We start from the raw sequence: 15481 nt of genomic DNA on the forward strand, positions 1-15481 counted from the left end.
CAGGCAGACACGAGACGGTCTGAGACGCTATCAGAAGGACGCGAAAACAACCTACCGCAAAGAGATCGCAGCGACGTCACCCGATCCGCATTGTGGGCAGGAGTGTTGGGGTTGGCTCAGTGACGTCCCGCATCGACGGCACTCGTGGTAGAGAGACGACTGGCGATGACGGTCCCAGGTTCGCCTGATCCAGTTTGCCGCGAGAGTAGTCAGTGTCATGAGGGCATTCGTCCGGCAGTCGCGGGTCGGTCGGTAAATACTTTGTGAACAATCGCCCATCAAAAATAGTAGTCAAAGACACACGTATGAAAATGTTCGTCTTTTATATACGAACTATAAGATATCGTGAGGATATTCGATCGAACGAAAACGAAGGAAGTGACAATCGAGCGATGATGACGACTGACTCACCCTCCGGACCCGAGTCGCGACGTGGGTCAGTTTTCGGGATCCCCCAGTAGCCACTCGAGCGCCTCGCCGACATCGTGGCTGGGCGGCGAGCAGGTCCGCTGGCGGCACGCGTAGAGCGTGGGTTCGCCGTCTCTCGCCTCGCGTCCGGCCCAGATCGGCGGTGCCTCCGAGCGGTCGAGGGCGTCGAGCCAGGCCTCGAGTCCCTCGTCGGTCGGCGGCCGCCTGGCGAGCAGGCGGTCCGGGAGGAACGTCGAGCCGATTTCGTCGCGCCAGTCCCGCGGAACCTCGTCCGCGGCGACCGTCAGCTCGAGCGAACCGGTCGCGAGCAGATCAGCCGCGAGCACGAGCGAGGTGTACTCGAGCGGACTCGAGCGCATCCGGCTGGCGTGGGTCTCGAGGACCGCTTCAGCGACGTCACCGAACGATTCGTCGGCGACGTGTTCGAGCGCGAGCAGCGTCTCGACGGCGACCCCGGTCGACGAGGGCGTCGAGGCGTCGGTGAGTTCCTGTGGACGCGTGACCAGCGATTCCCCGCTCGAAGGGGTGAAGTACAGCGTTTCCCGATCGGCGTCCCAGAACTCGGATTCGATCGCTCGAGCCAGCTCGAGGGCGAACGAGAGGTGCTCGAGGTCGCCCGTCGCCTCGTAACACGTGAGCGCCGCGCGAGCGAGGAAGGCGTAGTCCTCGAGGTAGCCGTCGATGCCGACCTCGCCGTCTTCGTACCGCCGGTTCAGAGTGCCGTCGTCGGCGTTCCACAGGTGCTCCCGCACGAACGCCAGCGCGTCGGTGGCCGTCTCGGCGTAGGCGTCGTCTCCGAGGACCATAGCCGCCTCCGAGAATGAGGCGATCATCAGGCCGTTCCAGCCGGCGAGTACCTTCTCGTCCCGATTCGGCCGCGGTCGCTCCTCGCGAGCCTCGAACAACCGATCCCGGGCGGCCTCGAGTACCGTCTCGACCGCTGACGGCTCGAGGTCGTACTCCTCAGCCAGGTCCGATCGCGAGGCCGAGATCGTGAGCACGTTTTTTCCCTCGAAGTTACCGCCGGATGTCACGCCGTAACGGTCACAGACCAGATCTGAGACAGTCTCGTCGTCGAGGTCGATTTCCTCTGAGCGGTCCAGGCCCGAGACTGCGTCCCGAATCTCGTCGGGCGTCCAGGCGTAGAACGCGCCCTCCTCGCGCTCACCGGCCTCGGTCTCGCTCTGGGCGTCGAGCGTGCTGAAGAAGCCCCCGTCCTCGTGGGTCAGTTCCCGCTCGACGAACGCGAGGGTTCGCCTGGCCACGTCGGCGTAGCGCTCGTCGCCGACAGCCTGGTACCCCGCCAGGTAGGCTCGCGTCAGTTCGGCGTTGTCGTAGAGCATCTTCTCGAAGTGGGGCACCGTCCAGTCTCGGTCGACACAGTAGCGGTGGAAGCCGTCGCCGACGTGATCGTACAGGCCACCGCCCGCCATCGCGTCGAGGGTCCTGACCGCCGCTTCGAGGTACTGCCCTCTGCCCGTGCGGTCGGCCGTCCGGAGCAGGAGGTGGATCCGCGCCGGTTGCGGGAACTTCGGACCGCTCGAGCCCCAGCCGCCGTACTGTTCGTCGACCCCGCGAAGGGCCGTCCCGGCGGCCGACTCGAGTAACTCGCTGCCCGGCGTTTCGACCCCCTCCGGGGGCGAGGGCGTGGCCTCGAGCTGATCGCTCGCCGCGGCCGTCCACTGGTCGGCACGGTTCTCCATCTCCTCGCGATCCACCTCCCAGGAGTGGGCGATGTTCTCGAGCAGGTCCTGAAAGCCCGGCATCCCGCGCTGAGGTTCCTTCGGGAAGTAGGTCCCGACGTAGAACGGGCGGCCGTCAGGAGTGAGCCACGCCGACAGCGGCCACCCGCCGCGGCCGGTGACCTGCTGGCAGACGGTCATGTAGATGCTGTCGACATCCGGGCGCTCCTCGCGGTCGACCTTGATCGGGACGAAGTGTTCGTTGAGCAACTCGGCGACGCCGTCGTCCTCGAAGCTCTCGTCGGCCATGACGTGACACCAGTGACACGCCGAGTAGCCGATCGAGAGGAAGATCGGGACGTCGTGCTCCTTCGCCGTCTCGAGGGCCTGGTCGTCCCACGGCTGCCAGTTGACGGGGTTGTCCGCGTGCTGGCGCAGGTAGGGACTGGCCGCGTCCTCGAGGCGGTTGCGCTCGGTGGGTGTGCTCATTGCCGTCGTCTACGCGCGGGCGCTGTAAAAGCGCGGCGTACGCCTCGAGTCCGTGGCTATCGGATCAACAAGACTGAATACCGGAAAACAGCTCGTTGAATCCATAGTTCGGTGATGAGTTTCTGGATGGCTGCTGAATACAGCGCGCGAATGTGGCACGAAATCTGGCTCGATTTGCGTAAGGGGGTGATCGCTCAGTCCGAGGAATCGTGTATCGCTCAGTATCGGGAAGGAAGGTCTTGAGGGTGAGAAATCCCGATTCTGCTGGAGGCAAAGATATATAAATATACTAACTAGAAATCAAATAATGAACCGCCGAAAGCTCTTAACAGGAATCAGCACGAGTGTTTTTCTCGGGGTTGGTGGCTGTCTTGAAACTGGCAATTCGTGGCTAGGAGATAACTCTGGTAACAGTGAAGATGATGTCCCGGACTGTATGCAAAAGGATGAATGGAATAGCGATATTGACAAAGGTCCGAAGAATCCAGATCCAACATCTATTGCAGGTCGCTATGATTGTTCGAGTGCTCGGCGCCCAGAGCCGACTGGAGATGTCTGTACGACATTCACACCCGTAATAAGTGGTGAAGAACGCACGATTCACAGCGATGGCGTTGAACCATACCCGGATCCACCGGACTCATTCGATCAAGACACGGTCGTATCATACGTCTATAGGTATGAGAGTTCGTATTTCCACAACTCGATGGTGGAAAAATACCGGGATGAGTTAACGCATGCTGGACTCCGTGTTGAGGAGGACGAGACACGGATAGAAAAGACAAAGGATGGCATTACAATCATTTATATCCGATTTTTTAACGGTACGGGCACTATCACGGATGGGAAGTACCCCGCTGCCGGTGATGGTGCTGGAGCTGCCGCGTACGGCGTTGACGAGACAGGCATTGTCCGTGCAGGAACCAAGTACAGTGTGAGTGATAAGGAGATGCCCGATCCGGTCGAAAATGGTACTCTCCTCGAGTGCTTTTGATCAGTACGCAGCTGTGTGTATCGGTTGGTTCTTCCCAGATATGGTGAAATAAATAGTGCCACCGTGCTGCACTCATCCTCTATATTCAGCAGACACTTCATCTTCACTCCTCAAAGAATGCAACAGGGTCGGGAAACGGTTACGTCGCCGAACGACGCGTTCCTCAGCCTCGAGTCTACTCCGTCAGCAGACGACGCAGCACGAGGTGGAGCACGCCGCCGTTCTCGATGTACTTCACCGCGGCGGGCGTGCTGACCTGTGCGGTCACGGTGAACTCGGTCGTCTCACCGTCTTCTGCCTCGGCGATCACCGTGAGTTCCTGATTGGGCTCGAGCCCGTCCTCCAGCCCCCGGATCTCGAAGTACTCCGAGCCGTCGAGACCGAGTTCCTTCCAGCCCCCTCCCTCCTCGAACTGGAGTGGCAGGACGCCCATGCCGATGAGGTTGTCGCGGTAGATCCGCTCGTAGCTCTCGCCGATGGTCGCGCGGATGCCGAGCAGGTCGGTGCCTTTGGCGGCCCAGTCGCGGCTCGAGCCGGTGCCAAGTTCGATGCCGGCCATCACGACGAGCGGGGTGTCCTCCTCGCGGTAGCGCTCGGACGCCTCGAAGACGGTCACCTCTTCGTCGGTGGGGTGATGGATGGTGTAGCCGCCTTCCTTCCCGTCGAGCATCTCGTTCTGGATGCGCACGTTCGCGAACGTCCCGCGCATCATAACCTCGTGGTTGCCGCGGCGGGAGCCGTAGGTGTTGAACTCGTAGGGTTCGACGCCCTGGGCGGCCAGCCACCGCCCCGCCGGGAGGGCCTCGCTGAACGGCCCCGCGGGACTGATGTGGTCGGTCGTCACCGTGTCGCCGAGGGTGAGCAGACAGCGCGCACCCTCGATGTCCTCGACGCCCGGCTCCTCGAGCGGGAAGTCCTTGAAGAACGGCGGCTCGCGGATGTACGTCGAGTCGCTGTCCCACTCGTAGACGTCGCCCGTGGGGGCCTCGAGGGCTTCCCAGCGCTCGTCGCCCTCGAAGATGCTCGCGTACTTCGACCCGAACATTTCGGGGGAGACGCTGTCGTGGATCGTCTGTCGGATCTCCTCCGGGTCCGGCCAGACGTCCTCGAGGTAGATCTCCTCGCCCTCGGCGTTTGTGCCGATGGGTTCGGTCTCGAGGTCGATGTCCATCTTGCCGGCGAGACCGTAGGCAACCACGAGCGGCGGGCTAGCGAGGTAGTTCGCACGGATCTTCGGGTGGATTCGCGCCTCGAAGTTGCGGTTCCCGGAGAGGACGCTGGTCGTCCAGAGGTCGTACTCGTCGATGGCGGCCTCAATGGGTTCGGCGAGCGGGCCGGCGTTGCCGATACAGGTGGTACAGCCGTAGCCGACGACGTGGTAGCCCAGTTCCTCGAGGTCGTCGAGCAGGTCGGCCTGCTCGAGGTACTCCGTGACGACCTTGCTGCCGGGCGCGAGGCTCGTCTTGACGTACTCGGGCACCTCGAGGCCGGCCTTGACGGCGTTGCGTGCGAGCAGGCCTGCGGCGACCATCACGGAGGGGTTCGAGGTGTTCGTACAGCTGGTGATCGCGCTCACGAGCACGGAGCCGTGGCCGATCTCGACCTCGGTCCCGTCCTCGAGAGTGACGGGGACCTTCTCCTCGAGGTTGGGTTGTTTTTTGGAGACGAGGCCGCCGTCGCTTTCAGCGGCTCCCGAATCAATTACACCCTCCTCCTCGAGCAGCGTCGGGAAGTGCTCGTCGAGGTCGCCCATCGGGATGCGGGCGTGAGGTTTCTTGTGGCCCGCGAGGCTGGGCTCGACCTCGCCGAGATCGAACTCGACCACGTCGGTGAACTCGGGGTCCTGATCGCCGAAGAGACCCTGGGCCTCGAGGTACTCCTTCACCAGTTCGATATGCTCGTCGTCGCGGCCGGTGAGTTCGAGGTAGTCCAGCGTCTTCTCGTCGACGGGGAACATGGAGATGGTCGAACCCTGCTCGGGTGCCATGTTCGAGATGGTCGCCCGGTCGGCGACCGAGAGCTGGGAGACGCCGGGGCCGAAGAACTCGACGAATTTGTCGACGACGCCGACCTGGCGGAGCTTCTCGGTGATGTGGAGCACGAGGTCGGTCGCGGTTGCGCCTTCTGGGAGTTCGCCGGAGAGGCGGACGCCGACGACGTCGGGCAGGGTCATCGTGATCGGCTGACCGAGCAACGCGGCTTCGGCCTCGATACCGCCGACACCCCAGCCCACGACGCCGATACCGCCGATCATGGGCGTGTGGCTGTCCGTGCCGACCAGGGTGTCGGGCAGGAGCCACTGCTCGCCGTCGACCTCACGGTCGTGGACGACCTGACCCAGGTACTCGAGGTTGACCTGGTGGACGATACCGGTTCCCGGCGGCACGACGTTGAAATCGTCGAAGGCCTGTTCGGCCCACTTGATCGCGCGGTAGCGCTCCTCGTTGCGCTCGTACTCGAGTTCGACGTTCTGCTCGTAGGCGTCCTCGCTGCCGAAGTAGTCGACCTGGACGCTGTGGTCGATTACGAGGTCGCAGGGCACGTCGGGTTCGACGATGGTGGGGTCCTCGCCCGCGCGGTCGGCCGCGGAGCGGAGGGCAGCGAGGTCGACCACGGCGGGAACGCCAGTCAGGTCCTGCAGAACGACCCGAGAGGGACTGAACGGCACCTCGGCGTCGGGCACGTCGGGTTGCCAGGACGCAGCGTTTCGGACGTCGTCTTCGGTAACCATCTCGCCGTCGACGTTGCGGAGCACCGACTCGAGCAGCACGCGAATGCTGACGGGCAGACTCGAGAGGTCACAGAGTCCTTCCTCCTCGAGAACCGTGAGATCGGCAAATTTGTACGTCTCGCCGTCTCGCTCGAGTTCGCGAATCGCCCCGAACGGATCGGCTGTGGAATCGTTCGTCATCGATATTGGTAAAACTGAGGAAATGGGCGGGTGTGAACCTATCGATATTCCGGTGCAAATCTTGCCGAACATGGTCGGAAAGTGGCCATATTGCCGACGATTCGTCGGGAACGAGCACCGCTTCTCTCGAAGGCCGCGTATCCTCGGGCGGCGCGGACCTTCGAACGCCGCCGACCACGGCCTCGGACGGCGGTTCAGGACCGCCTGACGTACTCGAGGAACGAGAACCCCTCGTAGTCTTCGCGCTCGACTTCGGTCCATTCCTCGCGGCCCCACTCGGGGAAGAAGGTGTCACCCTCGGGGCGGTCCCGAATCTCGGTGACCACGAGTCGATCGAGCGCAGGCAGGAACTGTTCGTAGACCGTCGCACCCCCTGCAACGAACGCCCGGTCGGTGCCGCCGTGGCGGTCTTCGGCCGCGCGCTCGGCTTCCTCGAGCGCAGCCTCGAGTCCGTGCGCGACGGTGACGTTTTCGGGCGTCTCGAGGTCCCGGCCCGTGAGGACGATGGAGGTCCGCCCTGGCAGGGGCTCGCCCAGTCCCTCGAGGATTCCCTCGTAGGTCACTCGACCCATGATGACCGGGTGGCCCGTCGTCCGGCGCTTGAAGTGAGCCAGGTCCTCGGGGACGTGCCAGGGCATCTCGCCGTCGCGCCCGATGATCCCGTTCTCGGCCACGGCGACGATACCCACGAGTTCGAGGTCGGTCTCGAGGGCCGAGTCGGGATCAGGCGACGACCCCGTCATTCGGCGACCGCGAACCGGAGTCCGTCGTGGGACTCGTAGTCGACCAGTTCGACGTCGTCGGCCGAGAGGTCGTCGATCGTCACGTCCGCGAGCTTCAATTGTGGGCGATCGAGCGGCTCGCGCGTACACTGGCGAAGCAGATTGGGGACGTGATCGTATCGTTCCTCGCCCTCGGCTTCGTCCGGGGCTTCCTCGAGGAGCCACTCGCGCACGTCGGCGTATCCCTGGCGATTCTCTCGGGGGTCGACGTCGTCGAGTCGGGTCTGCAACGCCTCGAGATTGTCCGCGTACCACGCGCCGCGCTCGCCGGTCCCACAGTAGACGTGTGCGTCGACGATGGTGTGGCCGAAGGTGCCCACCTCGAGGCCCGTCTGCTGAGCGACGACGTTCGTCAGCAGCGCGTAGGCTGCGATATTGAACGGGATACCGAGGGCCACGTCGCCCGAGCGCTGGGTGAGGTGGCAGTTGAGTCGGTCGCCCTGGACGTTGAAGACGAAGGAGTAGTGACAGGGCGGGAGCGTCGAGACGGCGGCGTTCGCGGGGTGCCAGGCGTTGACGACGAGTCTGCGGGAGTTCGGGTTGTCCGAAAGCTGGTCGATCACGTACTGGAGCTGGTCGAAGGTCTGGCGGCCGTCGGCCTCACGAGTGACCCACTGGCTTCCGGCGGGCCCTCCGCTGGCGACGGTGTCGGGGGCGGCGTCCGCCCAGGTCTCGCCCTCGAGCCGACTCTCTGCTTCTGGAATGGGATACCGCCGCCAGAAGCGACCGTAGGCCGTGTCGAGTTGGCCCTCGCCGTCGGCCCACGCGTCCCATATCTTCGTCTCCTCGCGCAGGTCGCGAATGTGCTCCTCGCCCGAGAGGTACCAGCACATCTCGTGGATCATCGAGTTCCAGCGGTAGCCGTCCATCTTTTTGGTCGTCAGGAGCGGGTAGCCTCGCTGGAGGTCGATCTCGTAGTGCTGGCTGAACGAGGAGATGGTGTCGACGCCGGTCCGGTTGGGCTTGTAGGCGCCCTCCGAGAGGACTGCATCGACGAGGTCGAGGTACTGGTGCATTGAGACTGGGTTTCGAGCGGATGCCTATAATCGTGATCCATCCGACTCGAGTCTGACCGCTCGGCGAGTCGGTCGACCCGGGACACGATCGACGAGCGGTTCGCCCTATACGGCACGTTCGTGCACAGACGGGTCTCGAGAAAGGGCAACCTTTACAGGTTCCTGCGTACCGACTTCGATCATGCGCGAGCACGTACTGCTGATCGGGGGCGGCGGGCGCGAACACGCCATCGCGCGCGCCCTGGCCGACAGCGAGGCCGACCTGTACGCCTGCGCGGGGAACCGAAATCCGGGAATCGCCGACCTGGCGAGCGGGTTCGAGTCGCTCGAGACGACCGATCCCGGCGCGGTGGTCGAGTACGCCCGGTCCGTCGACGCGACCATCGCCGTCGTCGGCCCGGAAGCGCCGCTCCAGGCCGGCGTGGCCGACGCGCTCGAGAACGCGGGCGTCTACGCGTTCGGGCCGAACCAGGACGAAGCCCGGATCGAGACGGACAAGGCGTTCCAGCGCCGGTTCATGCAAGAGAACGGCATCTCGGGCTGTCCCGACTTCGAGACCTTCGACGACGGCGAGGCCGCCTGTGACTACATCGACAGCTACGATGGGGACCTCGTGATCAAGCCCGCCGGCCTCACGGGCGGGAAGGGCGTCAAGGTCATCGGGGACCAGGTAACCGCGGAGGAGGGCAAGGAGTACATCCGGGAGTCCGACTACGACCGACTCGTCCTCGAGGAACGACTCGTCGGCGAGGAATTCACTGTCCAGGCGTTCGTGGCCAACGGCGACGTCCGCACCGCACCTGCAGTGCAAGACCACAAACGCGCCTACGAGGGGGACGAGGGGCCGAACACGGGCGGCATGGGGAGCTATTCGGACGCGACGCGCGAACTTCCGTTCATGACGGCGGCCGACTACGAGGCCGCCGTCGACATCATTGAAGAGACCGTCGAGGCCCTCGAGGGCTACAAGGGCATCCTCTACGGCCAGTTCATGCTCACCGCCGAGGGCCCGAAGGTCGTCGAATTCAACGCTCGCTTCGGCGACCCCGAGGCGATGAACACCCTGCCGGTCCTCGAGACCGACTTCCTCGAAGTGCTCACCAGGGCCCGAAACCGCGATCCGTTGCCCGAACTCGAGTTCGCCGAACAGGCCACGGTCTGTAAGTACGCGGTTCCTGCGGGGTATCCAACCGATCCCGAGGCGGGAGCGAAGGTGCAGGTGGACGAAGAGAGCGTGGCGCGCGCGGCGCGGGCCACGGACGACTCGAACGGCGACGAGCCGCGAGAGAGCGCTGGCGACGCCCTGCTCTACTACGCCAGTGTCGACGAACGTGACGACGGCATCTACACGACCACCTCGAGGTCGCTCGCCGTCGTCGGGCTCGCGGATACCATCGCCGAGGCCGAGAGAATCGCGGAAGACGCGCTCGCCGACGCCGGCGATGAAGGGCTGCACGTGCGTCACGACATCGGGAAAGCCGACCTGGTTCAGCGCCGGATCGACCACATGGACGAACTTCGCGAGAAGTAACATCGCAACTGTACTCATCCCCGCGCAGTTTCAAGCCCGCGTTATATTCGACTGAACGGCGGAGTGAGGTGTATGTCCGCACGCTTCACGGACGACGACGAAGGAAAGCCAGTCGTGAACGAAAACGGCGAACGAATCGGGATCGTCGAATCCGTCCACGGCGATACCGCGCACGTGAATCCCGATCCGGGAATGACCGACACGATCAAATCCAAACTCGGCTGGGGCGACGCCAGCGAGGAAACGTACGAACTCGACGCAGGCAACGTCGACCATATCGGCGACGACGAGATCCGACTCGAGCGGCTCTGAACGAGTCGGTAACGGGGAGGTAACGGGGGAGGTGACGGAGCAGAAATCGGACCCGCTCCCCCGTTCAGTTGGTTTCTTGTAGGATTGGAACGAACGCCGTGGCAGTGACCGACGACCCCTCGAGACACGAGTCCGACCAGACACGCAGACACGAACGCGTACGCCGCCACCCGACGCCCGGCCCGACGAACTCCCTGGGACACTGGACGAGCGCTCGTCATCCCCTCCGCGTGGCGATCAATTACGTCGTCGTCTGGCTGATCCGGATCTCGCCGAGCCTGAAATGCAAACGCTGGCTCATGCGACGCCTCGGCGTCACGGTCGGCGAGGGCGTCTCGTGGGGTCTCGAGGCCACGCCGGACGTGTTCTGGCCTGACCTCATCACGCTCGAGGACCACGCCATCGTCGGCTACGACGCCACGATTCTCTGTCACGAGTTCCTGCAGGACGAGTATCGAACGGGCGAGGTCGTCGTCGGCGAGCGGGCGATGATCGGCGCCGGGGCGATCATTCTCCCCGGTGTCGAAATCGGTGCCGGTGCCAGCGTCGCGGCGAACTCGCTCGTGACGCGGGACGTTCCACCGGGCGAAATCGTGGCAGGGGTACCGGCGACGACGATGACTGACTCGGATTCGGATTCGGCCTCGAGCGAGCGAAGCGACGCCGAGGACGCAACCAACGGCAACGAAGGGCTCGCAGCCGACGGCGACAGCGGACTCGACGCGGCCACCGACGAAAGCGACGGCGAGGCGGAGACGACGCATGAACGGGACGACCCACCCCACTCTGTCGAGTGATCGTGGGTCACGTCTCGAGCCCCTGCCTCGCCACCGAACTCACAGGTACTTCGAAGGACCAAGACTCGGGAACAGGAACGACCGACAGGTCGCCCAGGCAATGCCACCGATGATCGCGAAGTGGACGGTCGCATTGATCCGGGCGCTCAGTCGTCGCGTACCGACATCAGCCGACGTATTCTGTTCTGGCGGATAACTTACAGGGTTGGAGGAAGCACCCGTTATCCCCGGTTTAACGACACGCTCGCCGACTCGAGGCGGTTAGTCCAGCTCGCTTTTCGCCTCGTCGGCGTAGCTGTCTGCCAAACGAACCGGCTCCGGGAGCTTGTACCCCGAAGCGAGCGCAAGCGCGAGGTCGGCCGCGGTTTCGGGACCGACGCGGTGACCGGGGCTGACGTACAGCGGATTGATGTAGCGGTTCGGTGAGTCGTACTGCTTCGTCTGGACGGCGTACCCCAGGAGCGTTCCCGGATCGGTTTCGACGCGCGCGTTCGCTTCGATTGGGACGCGGGTGCCGGCTGGGAGATCCTCGAGGTCACCCGTCGCCTCGCCACAGAGCAAGCTCTTCGCGACGCCGACGCTGGGGACGTCGAGCACGACGCCCATGTGAGTCGCGATGCCGGCCTCCCGGAAGTGGATGCGGCCGCTCCCGTCGAACAGGAACACGTCGGGGTCGGTCGTCAGGGTCTCGACGGCCTCGAGGATCGGACCGCCCTCACGGAACGAGAGCAGGCCCGGGACGTAAGGGATCTCGAGGGGCGTGACGGCGAAGACACGCTCGAGGACCTCCTCGCCCTGCGTGACGACGATGGCGCTGAGTGCGCGTTCGGGTTCGGAATCGAGCAGAAAGGACTGGTCGACGCCGGCGACGACTGGCTGGGTGGTCGTCCTGGTGTCGCGGCCGCTGCCGCTAGCGCTACCACCTCCGCTCCCGCTCGAGGTCGCCGCCAGCGGATTCGTCAACGTCTTGAGGTCGAACGCGAAGTCGTCCTCGAAGAGGGCCTTGCGGGCGATTTCGTGCTGCATGGCTTCCATGTCGGCTCTCGAGAGCGCGGGGTCGGGGACGAGGTCAGGACGATGGATGCGTGTCATAGATCTAATGTGTGTGAAGGGAGACGTGTATACGTCGTGAACCGGCTGGAAGCGGGGAGCATGATGACGCTCCGGAGCGGAACGCGTTAGAACCGTCTGCGGCCTGGTCCGCCGGGGCCACCGGGCCCGCCCGGGCCTCCTGGACCTCCGCCGCCGAGCTGGAACTGATTCGCCGTTCGCACGTTCTGGGTCCGTTTGATGTACTCGCCGTAGGCGAGACCGACCACGAGGCCGACGAGGTGGGCTGCGTGTGCAACGCCGCTACCGCCAGCGCTTCCGCCGCCGATGAAGAAGATACTGACGAGAGCGGTTCCGGCCGCAAGGAGCCAGATCGGCACGGGAAGGATGAAGTACAGGTAGACCTTGAGGTTCGGATTCAGAATCGTCAAAACGCCCATGATCGCGAGTGCGGCCCCGCTCGCTCCGAGCACGTTCGAGGGAACGCCCTGGTAAGCAGAGATTGCGATCTGACCGAGGCCGGCGAGAACGCCGCTGACGACGAACAGGATCGCGAATTTTCTCGAGCCGACGTAGCGCTCGACGAGTGGCCCGAAGAAGAAAATCACGATGCTATTGAACACGATGTGGAAGATGTTGATCGGTGAGTGGGCGAAAATTGAGGTTACCCACGTCCACACGTACTCCGGGTTCGCAGTCGAGAGCATGAAGATCGCGCGGTGAGCGGACCCGCCAACGACGAAGAGCACGATCCACTGCGCCAGAAACGTGATCCACATGAGTGCCAGGAACGTGTACGTCATGTTCCCCCGGAAGTAGCCAAGCGGCCCGCCGGGGCCCGTGTTGAACGGCAATTTGTCGCTCAGACTCGAGGCCGTCTTCCCCCGGCTATCGACGCTATCGTCGAACCCGCTGTCGAAGACCCCCTGCGGATCGTTCCAGTTCCGCAGCCCCGTACAGTCGTGGTTCTCCGGCAGGCGGTGTTCGCTGCAGAAGGTCCCCCCGCAGTGCCGACAGTTGTACGGCATGCTTTCGTTTTTCCCACACGCGTCACACGTTGCCATTGGCGCCCCGTATGTGGCGCGTCGCTATGGGGTTTGGGGTTTCTCCCGTCCTCTGTCCCCGGTCTCCCGGCCTTCGGAACCGGGGACGGACGTTGGCAACCGTGCGAGCGCGTAACGAGGATTTTTGCCCCCTCGAGTCCCACGACGACGTGTGCAAGACTACGAGCGAAAACAGTTGCTCGAGCGCGTCAACCGGGATGGCGCGACGATCGGCGCGGACATTCCCGAGGAGATCACGATCCAGGACGAGTCGATCGATCTCCGACAGTTCGTCTTCGAAATCAAGCGCCGGGAGACGGTGCCGGCAGGCGAACGCAAACGCGTCGAGCAGGCCAAACGAAACCTCAGGCGAGAGCGCCTCGAGCGACTCGAGTTGATCGAGGATGGCGACATCAGTCGGGAGGAGGGCGAGGAACTCGTTCGGTCGATCGTCGGCATCGACCGGGCGCTCAACGCCCTCGAGAACCTCGGGCCGACGGACCTCGAGCGCGAGCAACAGGCACAGAACACGGCGGACAAGAAGCGCTGGATGTCCTTCCTGAAGAAGGCACTCGGCCGGGAGACCGACGCGGGCACGCGGAGGGGTCGCTGATGGCGACCAACGCCGAACTCGCCGCCCGGTTCGAGGAGTTCGCGGATCTGCTCGAGGCCGACGACGTGGAGTACAAACCTCGGGCCTACCGGCGGGCGGCCGACGCGATCGGCGCCCACCCCGCGCCGATCGCCGACCTGGTGAGCGCGGGCAACGAGGAGGCGATCGAGGACATCGACGGTGTCGGGGACGCCATCGCCTCGAAGATCATCGAGTACGTCGAAACGGGGGAGATCGAGGAACTGGAGGAGCTACGGGCGGACCTCCCCGTGGACATGGCCGACCTCACCCGCGTCGAGGGCGTCGGTCCGAAGACGGTCGGCACGCTATACCGCGAACTCGAAATCCGGACGCTTGACGACCTCGAGGCGGCCGCCGAGGCGGGCGAGATCCGCGAGGTGTCGGGATTCGGCGCCAAGACGGAACAGAACATCCTCGAGAACATCCCGTTCGCCCGCGAGATCGGCGAGCGCAAACTGCTCGGCGAGGCTCGCCCGCTCGCGGACGACGTGCTCGCGTTCCTGGAGTCGCTCGAGTCGGTCGAGCGCTGCGAGGTCGCCGGATCCATCCGTCGCTGGCGCGAGACGATCGGGGACGTGGACGTGCTCGCGGCCACCGACGAGGCCGAGGAGGTCGTCGATTCGTTCGTCTCCTGGGACTCCGTCGACGACGAGATCGAGTCCGGGCCGGCGAAGGCGAGCGTCCGCGTCGGCGAGGTCCGCCTCGACCTGCGCGTCGTGGTGCCCGAGGAGTTCGGTGCCGCGCTCCAGTACTTCACGGGGAGCAAGGCTCACAACGTGGCCCTGCGGAACTACGCGATCGATCGCGGGCTGAAACTCAACGAGTACGGCGCCTTCGACGTCAGCGAGGCGCAACGGGCCTCGGAGAGTCGGACGGGGTCCGACGGAGACGTCGAGGACCACGAGGCGGGCCAGCGCGTCGGCGACCGGGTGGCCGGCGAGCGCGAGGAAGGGATGTACGAGGCGCTCGACCTCGAGTGGATGCCCCCGGAACTGCGCGAGGACCGCGGCGAGATCGATGCCGCCGCCTCGGGGACGCTTCCTGAACTCCTCACGCGCGAGGATATCCGCGGCGACTTGCACACCCACACCGAGTGGTCCGACGGCAACAACTCGATCGACGAGATGGTCGCCGCCGCCGAAGAACGGGGATACAACTACTACGCGATCGCGGACCACGCGGAGGGGCCGGGCGTCGTCGGTGGCATGGGACTCACGGACGCCGAGATTCTCGAGCAGGTGGGGGAGATCCGTGAGGTCGGCGCCGAGGCCGACCTCGAGGTGTTCGCGGGGATCGAAGCCAACGTCGACGCCGAGGGGGAAATCGGCCTCTCCGAGGACGTCATCGACGCCCTGGACGTGATCGTCGCCTCCCCCCACAGTGCGCTCGACCAGGATTCGGACGCGGCGAACGAGCGCCTTATTCGCGCGATCGAGGACCCAGCCGTCGACGTGCTGGGCCACCCGAGCGGCCGACTGCTCAATCAGCGTGAGGGCCTCGCGATCGACGCGGCCGCGCTGGGCGAGGCCGCCGCGGCGAACGACACCGCCCTCGAGGTCAACAGCAACCCCCACCGACTCGACCTGTGGGGGAGCGCCGTCCAGGCCGTGATCGACGAGGGGGCGGTGATCGCTGTCAACACTGACGCGCACAGCCCGGCGACCCTCGAGTACGTCCGCTGGGGGGTCCACACGGCTCGCCGCGGGTGGGCCGAACCCGCGGACGTGATCAACGCCTGGGAGCTCGAGGAGTTGCGCGAGTTCCTGCATTGATGCACTGATTCCGTTACTGCACTGACACACTGACCTGTG

Annotated in this window: 12 protein-coding genes; 6 read left to right on the forward strand and 6 right to left on the reverse strand. The window is 64.6% G+C overall.

The window, feature by feature from the left end; genetic code table 11:
• Positions 1 to 437: 437 nt before the first annotated feature.
• On the reverse strand, positions 438 to 2600 hold the full coding sequence (locus ACFQO4_RS16305) for a thioredoxin domain-containing protein (protein WP_500261929.1): 2163 nt from the start codon (positions 2598 to 2600) through the stop codon (positions 438 to 440).
• Positions 2601 to 2907: 307 nt separating this feature from the next.
• On the opposite strand from ACFQO4_RS16305, the gene ACFQO4_RS16310 reads away from it, so the two are divergent.
• On the forward strand, positions 2908 to 3594 hold the full coding sequence (locus tag ACFQO4_RS16310) for a hypothetical protein (protein WP_500261930.1): 687 nt from the start codon (positions 2908 to 2910) through the stop codon (positions 3592 to 3594).
• 175 nt (positions 3595 to 3769) lie between these two features.
• Here the strand turns inward: ACFQO4_RS16310 and acnA are convergent, their stop codons facing one another.
• From acnA to thyA, 3 genes are all read right to left on the reverse strand, one after another.
• Positions 3770 to 6505: an aconitate hydratase AcnA gene (gene acnA / locus ACFQO4_RS16315; protein ID WP_500261931.1), complete on the reverse strand. Its 2736-nt coding sequence runs from the start codon at positions 6503 to 6505 to the stop codon at positions 3770 to 3772.
• Positions 6506 to 6699: 194 nt separating this feature from the next.
• Positions 6700 to 7248, reverse strand: coding sequence for a dihydrofolate reductase (locus tag ACFQO4_RS16320; protein WP_500261932.1), 549 nt, complete (start codon positions 7246 to 7248; stop codon positions 6700 to 6702).
• Positions 7245 to 8303, reverse strand: coding sequence for a thymidylate synthase (gene thyA, locus ACFQO4_RS16325; protein WP_500261933.1), 1059 nt, complete (start codon positions 8301 to 8303; stop codon positions 7245 to 7247). Before thyA ends, ACFQO4_RS16320 begins: the two co-directional genes overlap by 4 nt.
• A 181-nt stretch (positions 8304 to 8484) precedes the next feature.
• Between thyA and purD the strand changes: the two genes are divergently transcribed.
• The 3 genes from purD (at position 8485) to ACFQO4_RS16340 (ending at position 10943) form a co-directional block, all read left to right on the forward strand.
• Positions 8485 to 9834: a phosphoribosylamine--glycine ligase gene (gene purD, locus ACFQO4_RS16330; protein WP_500261934.1), complete on the forward strand. Its 1350-nt coding sequence runs from the start codon at positions 8485 to 8487 to the stop codon at positions 9832 to 9834.
• A gap of 72 nt (positions 9835 to 9906) precedes the next feature.
• A complete protein-coding gene (locus ACFQO4_RS16335) occupies positions 9907 to 10146 on the forward strand; it encodes a DUF8593 domain-containing protein (RefSeq protein ID WP_500261935.1) in 240 nt (79 codons plus the stop codon).
• A 104-nt stretch (positions 10147 to 10250) separates the two neighbouring features.
• Positions 10251 to 10943, forward strand: a complete 693-nt coding sequence (locus ACFQO4_RS16340; protein ID WP_500261936.1) for a DapH/DapD/GlmU-related protein — start codon at positions 10251 to 10253, stop codon at positions 10941 to 10943.
• 261 nt (positions 10944 to 11204) lie between these two features.
• On the opposite strand, the gene ACFQO4_RS16345 is transcribed toward ACFQO4_RS16340, so the two are convergent.
• Entirely contained in the window at positions 11205 to 12035 is an 831-nt protein-coding gene (locus ACFQO4_RS16345) for an endonuclease V (RefSeq protein ID WP_500261937.1), read from the reverse strand.
• A gap of 86 nt (positions 12036 to 12121) precedes the next feature.
• The gene (locus ACFQO4_RS16350) at positions 12122 to 13057 is read right to left on the reverse strand and encodes a rhomboid family intramembrane serine protease (protein WP_500261938.1); all 936 of its coding nucleotides are present in this window, start codon (positions 13055 to 13057) and stop codon (positions 12122 to 12124) included.
• A gap of 151 nt (positions 13058 to 13208) precedes the next feature.
• On the opposite strand from ACFQO4_RS16350, the gene ACFQO4_RS16355 reads away from it, so the two are divergent.
• On the forward strand, positions 13209 to 13649 hold the full coding sequence (locus ACFQO4_RS16355; protein WP_500261939.1) for a DUF5788 family protein: 441 nt from the start codon (positions 13209 to 13211) through the stop codon (positions 13647 to 13649).
• Positions 13649 to 15442 carry a DNA polymerase/3'-5' exonuclease PolX gene (polX, locus tag ACFQO4_RS16360; RefSeq protein WP_500261941.1) on the forward strand — a complete coding sequence of 598 codons (1794 nt, stop codon included), beginning with the start codon at positions 13649 to 13651 and terminating at the stop codon, positions 15440 to 15442. The genes ACFQO4_RS16355 and polX overlap by 1 nt, the downstream gene beginning before the upstream one ends.
• Positions 15443 to 15481 lie beyond the last annotated feature (39 nt).

Source organism: Saliphagus sp. GCM10025334 (genome assembly GCF_042663485.1).
GTDB lineage: Archaea > Halobacteriota > Halobacteria > Halobacteriales > Natrialbaceae > Natronosalvus.